Origin of the sequence: Methylibium sp. (assembly GCF_013817365.1) — a bacterium.
Lineage (GTDB): Bacteria > Pseudomonadota > Gammaproteobacteria > Burkholderiales > Burkholderiaceae_C > Methylibium.
The window spans coordinates 1-6,410 of the sequence record NZ_JACDCU010000230.1 but is presented as its reverse complement, the minus strand read 5'-3'; the positions used below and the strand labels follow the sequence as shown (position 1 = coordinate 6,410).

Genomic DNA, 6,410 nt, shown 5'->3' with positions numbered 1-6,410 from the left:
CTGCGCCCGCCGGCACCTCAACTGAGGCCGAAGAACGACAGCACCGCGACAACGACGACGATCAGACCAACGATGTAGATGATTCGGCTCATGGAGCGCTCCTTCAGGGACGGGCATTCGACTGGCGCCGGCTCGAAGAAGCCGCCGCGTGCGGCGATGGTCGTCGCCTCTCCAAGCGAACACCGTGCGGCAGCGAACCGGCCGCGGTGCGGGCATCAGTGGCCCGTGCCGTGGCGATCGCCGGCATCGAGGCGTGCAAAGCATCCGCCTTTCAGGCGCCAGCCGAGGCCTCACGTCGGAAACGGCTTACAGCCCCTCGCGGCGCGGACCTAGCGACGCTGTAATGCTGCTTCGCTAAGGTGCCGGCACGCGCCGAACCCCGCGCGAAGATCGACAGGAGCCCCATGCACAAGGACTTGCAACGCCCGGTGCGCACACCGCGTGCAAGGCGCGACGGCATCCGGCTGGGCGACGAGCGCGAGACCCTGCGCATCGAGCCTGCACCCGACGCGGCTGTGCGCCTGTCGCCCGACCCTCATGCCGAGTCGAGCAGCGATGCCGCACTGCACTGCAGATCCTTCGCCGTACAACAGTGGCGGCCGAACCGGCTGCTGTCGATGCTGCCCGTGGCGGCCCGGCAGCGATTGGACCCGCGGCTCGATCGGGTCGCAATGCCGCTCGGTGCCACGCTGCAGGAAGCCGGCGCGCCAGCGCAATCGGCCTGGTTTCCGACCACCGCAATCGTCTCGTTGCTGTGCGGCAACCAGGACGGCAGCTGTACCGAAATCGCCGCCATCGGCCACGAGGGCCTGCTCGGCGTCGGCATTTTCATGGGCGGCGAAGGTGGGCTGCACCGCGCGGTCGTCCGCAGCGAAGGCCACGCCTGGCGCATCGACGCCCAGTGGCTCAAGCAGGAGTTCGAGCGCGGCGAGGCCGCGACGCAGTTGCTGCTGCGCTACACGCAAACCTTGATGATGCAAATGGCGCAGACCGCCGTTTGCAACCGCCATCATTCGCTCGAACAGCAGTTGTGCCGCTGGCTGCTCGGCAGCCTCGACCGCTCGCCGCACGTCGAACTGAAGATGACGCACGAGTTGATCGCCAGTTCGCTCGGCGTGCGCCGCGAAGGCATCACGCAGGCCGCCGGCCGGCTGCGCAGGCGCGGCTTGATCGAATGCCGCCGCGGCCGCATCGGCATCATCGACCGGTACGGGCTCGAAGCACAGGTCTGCGAGTGCTACGCCGTCATGAAGACCGAAACCGCACGCCTCCTGCCCGAGCCGCCCGAGACCGGCTGAGAAAGGTCGCCGGATCGAGATCGCCTTCGGGCTGCGCGCTCAGCCTTTCGCGACCCGCGTCCGTCTGTACCAGCGCGTCGCCTCGACGCTCGCAATGCACACCACGAGCCAGGCGCCGCCGGAAGCGAAACCGGCGACCACATCGCTTGCGTGGTGCACGCGCAGGAACACGCGGCTACAGCCGATCGAGAAGGCGGCCGCAGCGGCCACCAGCACCGCGGGCAGGTGAAAGCGCGCGGGCAGGCTGTGCACCAACACATAGGCCAGCATGCCGTAGGCCACCACCGCGCCCGAAGCGTGACCGCTCGGGAAACTCCAGCCCTGCGCCAGCACCAGGCCATCGTCGTGCAGCGGCCGGGCGCGCTCGAACACGCCCTTGAGCGTGACGTTGAGCAGCGCATTGCCGCCCACCGCCGTCACCCACGCGAGCGCCAAGCCTCGGCGCCCGCGCACCAGCAGCACGCCGGCCACGGCAATGCCCAGCACGGTGAGCGTGGCGGTGTCGGCTCCGTGGGTGACGAGGGCAAAAACCTGCAGCACGGAGGGCGGCACGCTCGCGCTCAGCGCGGCAGTCAAGGCCTCGTCGACGGCACCCATCTCCTCGCGAGTCTCCAGTTCGTCCGCCAGCTCGGCAAAGAGTGCCGCGGCGCCGACGATGAGCGCAAAGCCGAACGCCGCGCGCAGCAGGAGAAAGGCCGCAGGCGCCGCACCGAGCGCCCCTTGCGCGGGCCGGTGCTGCAGCGCGCGCCACAGCAGTGCCACGACTGCCAGCAGCGCCGCCAGCGCCAGGCCGAAGGCCAACAGCGCGTGCTCACCGAGCCCGTGCGCGAGCGCCACAAGGGCCGAGTCTTCAGCGTTCACCAGGGTCGGGCGCCGCGCCGACGTGGAGGCCGTGGACGCACTCGAAGGCCTGCTGCCCGGCGCTGTAATCCCAGCGCTCGATGCGGCAGCGCCGGTGCGTCGTGCCGTGGCGTATGAGGTTGACCGAATTGGGCGCATCGCCGCGCACGCGCGCGGACACCGCCGTGCCCGCCTGCACGGCCCACATCTCGCGCGGCAGCAGCGCGTAACGCTCGCTCAGGGGCAGCACGAAAGGCAGGTGAATGTGGCCGCCCAGGACGAGATCGCAGCCGGCCTCGGCCCAGCGCCGGACCGCCGCTTCGCGGCCATGCAGCAGGTTCTCCTCGTCGCAAGCCTGCGTGACGGCCACGGGCTGGTGAACCACGACGATGCGCAGTTGCGCAGCGTGCGCCGCGCCGAGTCGGCGGGCCACACGCTCGATCTGCTCCGCCGAGACCTCGCCGTCGGTGTGGCGCCAGGGCCGGGTGGTGTTGAGCGCCAGCACGAGCAGATCGGGCGACTCGAACTGCGGCTCGAGTTCGCAACCGAAGGCGCGCCGGTGGGTGGCGTAGGGCGCGAAGATGCGCGCGGCCAGGTTGAAGAGCGCGATGTCGTGGTTGCCCGGAATCACCAGCAGCGCCGGAGCGCGCAAGCGGTCGACGAAGGCGCGCGCATCGCGGAACTGCGAAGCACGGGCGCGCTGCGTGATGTCGCCTGAGAGCACCACCACGTCGGGCGCCTGCGCGTGCGCCAGGCGCACCAGCGCTTCCACGACCGGCGCCTGCTCGGTGCCGAAATGGGTGTCGGAGATCTGCAGCAGAACGCTCATGAATCCGGAGCCGCACCGTCGGCCCGCGCGCCTTCGTAGACCGGCGAGCGCGGTGCCAGCAGGTACAGCGGCTCGGGCGAAACGCGCAACTCCAGCGGCATCTTCAGCCAGACGATCTCACCGTCGGTCGCCACCTTCACGCGTTTGGGTCCGTAGGGCAGCGCCTGGCGCACCGTCATGCGGTCGACGCCGAAGCTGAACACGTTGTCGGCGTCGCCCAGCCGCCCGAGTGCCCCGCTCACCAGCAGCCCGAGCATCGACAGCCAGCCGACCGGGCGCAGCGTGATCGCGGCCAGGTGGCCGTGCTCGACCATCGCAGCCTCGTCGATGCCGATCTGCTCGAGCTGCAGCCGGTTGTTGCCGACGAAGAGCGTGGGCGTGCGAATGCTGCGCGCGCCGTCCGGGCGATCCAGCCGGATGCGCAGCTGGCGATGCTCGCGCAAGACACTCACCAGACCGGCGATGAAGGCGACCCCACGGCTGCGGCCGAACCGCTGCTTGTAGCCCTCGCGATCCTCGAGCAGTTGCGGGTACAGGCCCAGGCTCGCGTTGACCAGGAACAGCCGGTCGTTGATCAGCCCCGTTTGCACCGGCCGCACCACGGCATCGAGCAGCGAGCGCGCCGCATCGGCCGTGTCGGTCGGGATGCCGTGCGTGCGGGCGAAGTAATTGAAGGTGCCCAGCGGCACCACGCCGAACGCGCAACCGCTGCCCAGCACGAGCCGCGCCACCGCATTGAGGCTGCCGTCGCCGCCTGCCGCAACCACTGCGCCGCCGCGCTCGCGCGCCTTGCCGAGCGCGCTGCGCGCCGTCTCCTGCAGGCGCGAAGCGTCCTTGACCTCGAACACCTCGTGTGTACGGCCCGCCTCGCCGAGTACGGTTTCGATCGCCGCTCTCGTCTCGCTCGCATCCCGCTTGCCGGAACCGGCGTTCAAGACGATGAAAAAGGGAGTGGCGGCATCGACGACAGGAAGCGACATGCGCAGTGCTCGCGAAGCGGGCCGACGCCCGGGCCGACGAGTAGAGCATGGGGGCCGGCCACCGTTGGTGGTCGAACAGACCGTCGGCGCGGGCATGGCGGCGTTGCGCACGCCGGTGCCTTCGCACCCTGCGGCACGGCGTCGCGCACAAAAAAGCCCGGCTGAGCGGCCGGGCTCGGTCGACGACGGATCGCCTCAGTTCCTGGCCGTCACCTCGATGCTGCCCTTCATGCCGGGATGCAGGCCGCAGAAGTAGGCGATGTTGCCGGCCTCGTCGAATTGCAGCATGGCGCTCTGGCCTTTCAGCATTACGCCGCTGCGCTTGCCGCCGTCGGCCAAGGTGATCTGGTGCGGCGTGTCGTCGGCGTTGGTCCAGGTCACGTTCTGCCCCGCCGTCACCTTCAGGGCACCGGGGCCGAAGGCAAAACCGCTGATCGCCACGTCGCTCGGGGGGCCACCTCGGCGCGGCCCGTTGTGCCGGGCCGCGCCAAGTGACGTGACGAACTATCGGTTGTGCATCACCCGCAGCGTGTTCAGCCCGTCGGACAAACTGAACTCGAAGCTGCCCTTGACGGGGACGCCCGCCAACGACAAGGAAGCATCGCCGCCTTCGAGATCCTGGGCCAGCGTCGACCGCTTGGCGCCCACATGCGTGACCGTGAGGTACGGATACTTGACGTGGTCCCACGTCAGTCGGAGGACCCCGGCTTGTTCGCTGACCTGCACCGGCTGTTGCGCCCCGGCGGCGGGCTGCTGCCGTTCGTCGGTGCTGGCTGCGGCGGGCCGAGAGGCACTTGCCTGACGCTGCGCCAGCTCCACACCGTCCTTGAGGATCGTCATGCTCAGGATGGGGCCGGGTTTGGCAATCGTGAAACTGAAGTACTTCAGGTCCGGCAGATGGTCGATCTCGCTGGCTTCGAAGCGATGTTCGACCGTTTCCTTTGCGGTGACGATGCGCAAGGTGTACTCCCCCTCCTGCTGCGCCCTGACCACGCCTGACAGCGACTTCACCGGCTTGAAGCTGGCCTTGCCCGATTCGATCTGGCCGCTGATGAGCAGCAACTCCTGCGGTTCGGTCGACACAACGGCAGCCTCGGCAGTCATCGGAGCGGCAGACGCCATCCTGAAGACCGCGTCCGTCGGTGTCAGGTAGACCTGCATCTTGCGGTAGTTGTAGTCGGAGAAGGTGTCGCCGTTGCAGTAACTCATCAAGTCGTGACGGTCGGTTCTTCTCGGGTCAGTGAACTTTTTCGTGGAGAGGTCGTAGCCCCATATGTAGCGCCCCGGCTCCCCCAACCGAGCGTTCGGGTAAGGAAACTGCGAATCACCGGACACACCGCAAGGCGCGTGCCTCAAGCGCAGGTTGTGCCCGATTTCGTGCGTCATCGTCTCCAGCACCACGGTCGGCGAAGAGGGGATGTCGAAGCCGACAGCCGCCCGGCCAGGCACGAAGCCGACTCCCGCCAAGCCGAAGGTCCGCTTCGGAATGAAGCCGTAATAAAAAGCGTTGTCGGGCGCCTGTTCGAGTTGGCGCAGATCGTTGAGTTCTCCGAGGAGGGTGCTGAAGACAGACGACCATTGACTTTCATTGGTCGGCATCGACCTGACCCGGGTGGACACGTACGGCGCACGCGTCTGCTGCTGCACGTTCACCGGCAGGCGACCCTGAAGGTAGGTGCCGGGGTTGACCTGCGAGACCACGCTGCCCACGGTGCTGCCGATCTGCACCGGTACTGCGACCAGCTTCATTGCATAGCCGGCACCCACGCGGGGATTGATCGTGGTGCCCGCCGAGCCGTTGTTCAACCGGGTCGTCAGACGCAAACCGGGCTTGACCAGATTGCCCGGCACCACGGCGGAGTAGGAGTCCGAGAAACTGGGCACCTGCGGTACTGCCGTCGGCACGTTGCCCGTCGGCGCCGTCAGCGATAGCTGTTGCACGAGCGCGCCGCTGGCGGTTTCCACCCGCAGCGTCCCGGCGGGTTTGGCTTGCTGCTGGTTGGCGTTGGTCACCATCACCCTCACCAACGCCGGCTTGTTGGCCACCAGCACCAGTTCGCTGTCGCCGCTGGGGTACAGATGCGACTGGCCCAGCTCGATCCCAGCAATGCGCGCAGAGCTGGCTGCGGGGGGTGGGGTTGGAGAGGGCGGCGGCGGCGTCGGTGCCGGCGGGGGCGGCGTCGGTGCCGGCGGCGGTGGCGGCGCGGCTGTCGGTATGAAGCAGGCCTTGACGACTCCATAGGCAGGGTCTCCGAGGACCGCATTGCCTTGTCTGCAATCGAATGGCCCGGGCACCTCTGCGGTCACATAACGACCGGGCGCACCATAGGCGAGGATCAGTTTGCCCGCGAAGTTGCAGATCGGGTTTTCATACTCTCCGGCGCACTTGGCGTAGCCGCTCGGAAGCTTGTCGATGATCGTGCCCTGCGCAAGCGAGCCCGCCGGAATGAAGCAGTCCTTGAT

General features: G+C 68.2%; 7 protein-coding genes. 2 read left to right on the top strand and 5 right to left on the bottom strand.

What is annotated here, in order from left to right; translation table 11 throughout:
- A partial coding sequence (locus H0W38_RS13950; RefSeq protein WP_292455064.1) for a hypothetical protein occupies positions 1-344 on the top strand: 344 nt, incomplete at its 5' end.
- 60 nt (positions 345-404) lie between these two features.
- Positions 405-1,298, top strand: coding sequence for a Crp/Fnr family transcriptional regulator (locus H0W38_RS13945; RefSeq protein ID WP_292455061.1), 894 nt, complete (start codon positions 405-407; stop codon positions 1,296-1,298).
- A gap of 39 nt (positions 1,299-1,337) precedes the next feature.
- On the opposite strand, the gene H0W38_RS13940 is transcribed toward H0W38_RS13945, so the two are convergent.
- The 5 genes from H0W38_RS13940 to H0W38_RS13920 form a co-directional block, all read right to left on the bottom strand.
- On the bottom strand, positions 1,338-2,159 hold the full coding sequence (locus tag H0W38_RS13940; protein WP_292455060.1) for a phosphatase PAP2 family protein: 822 nt from the start codon (positions 2,157-2,159) through the stop codon (positions 1,338-1,340).
- Positions 2,149-2,967, bottom strand: a complete 819-nt coding sequence (locus tag H0W38_RS13935) for a metallophosphoesterase family protein (protein ID WP_292455057.1) — start codon at positions 2,965-2,967, stop codon at positions 2,149-2,151. The genes H0W38_RS13940 and H0W38_RS13935 overlap by 11 nt, the downstream gene beginning before the upstream one ends.
- A complete protein-coding gene (locus tag H0W38_RS13930; RefSeq protein ID WP_292455054.1) occupies positions 2,964-3,947 on the bottom strand; it encodes a diacylglycerol kinase family protein in 984 nt (327 codons plus the stop codon). Before H0W38_RS13930 ends, H0W38_RS13935 begins: the two co-directional genes overlap by 4 nt.
- 195 nt (positions 3,948-4,142) lie before the next feature.
- Positions 4,143-4,388 carry a plastocyanin/azurin family copper-binding protein gene (locus H0W38_RS13925; protein WP_292455051.1) on the bottom strand — a complete coding sequence of 82 codons (246 nt, stop codon included), beginning with the start codon at positions 4,386-4,388 and terminating at the stop codon, positions 4,143-4,145.
- Positions 4,389-4,451: 63 nt separating this feature from the next.
- The coding region (locus H0W38_RS13920) for a M66 family metalloprotease (protein ID WP_292455050.1) at positions 4,452-6,410 on the bottom strand (1,959 nt) is incomplete at its 5' end.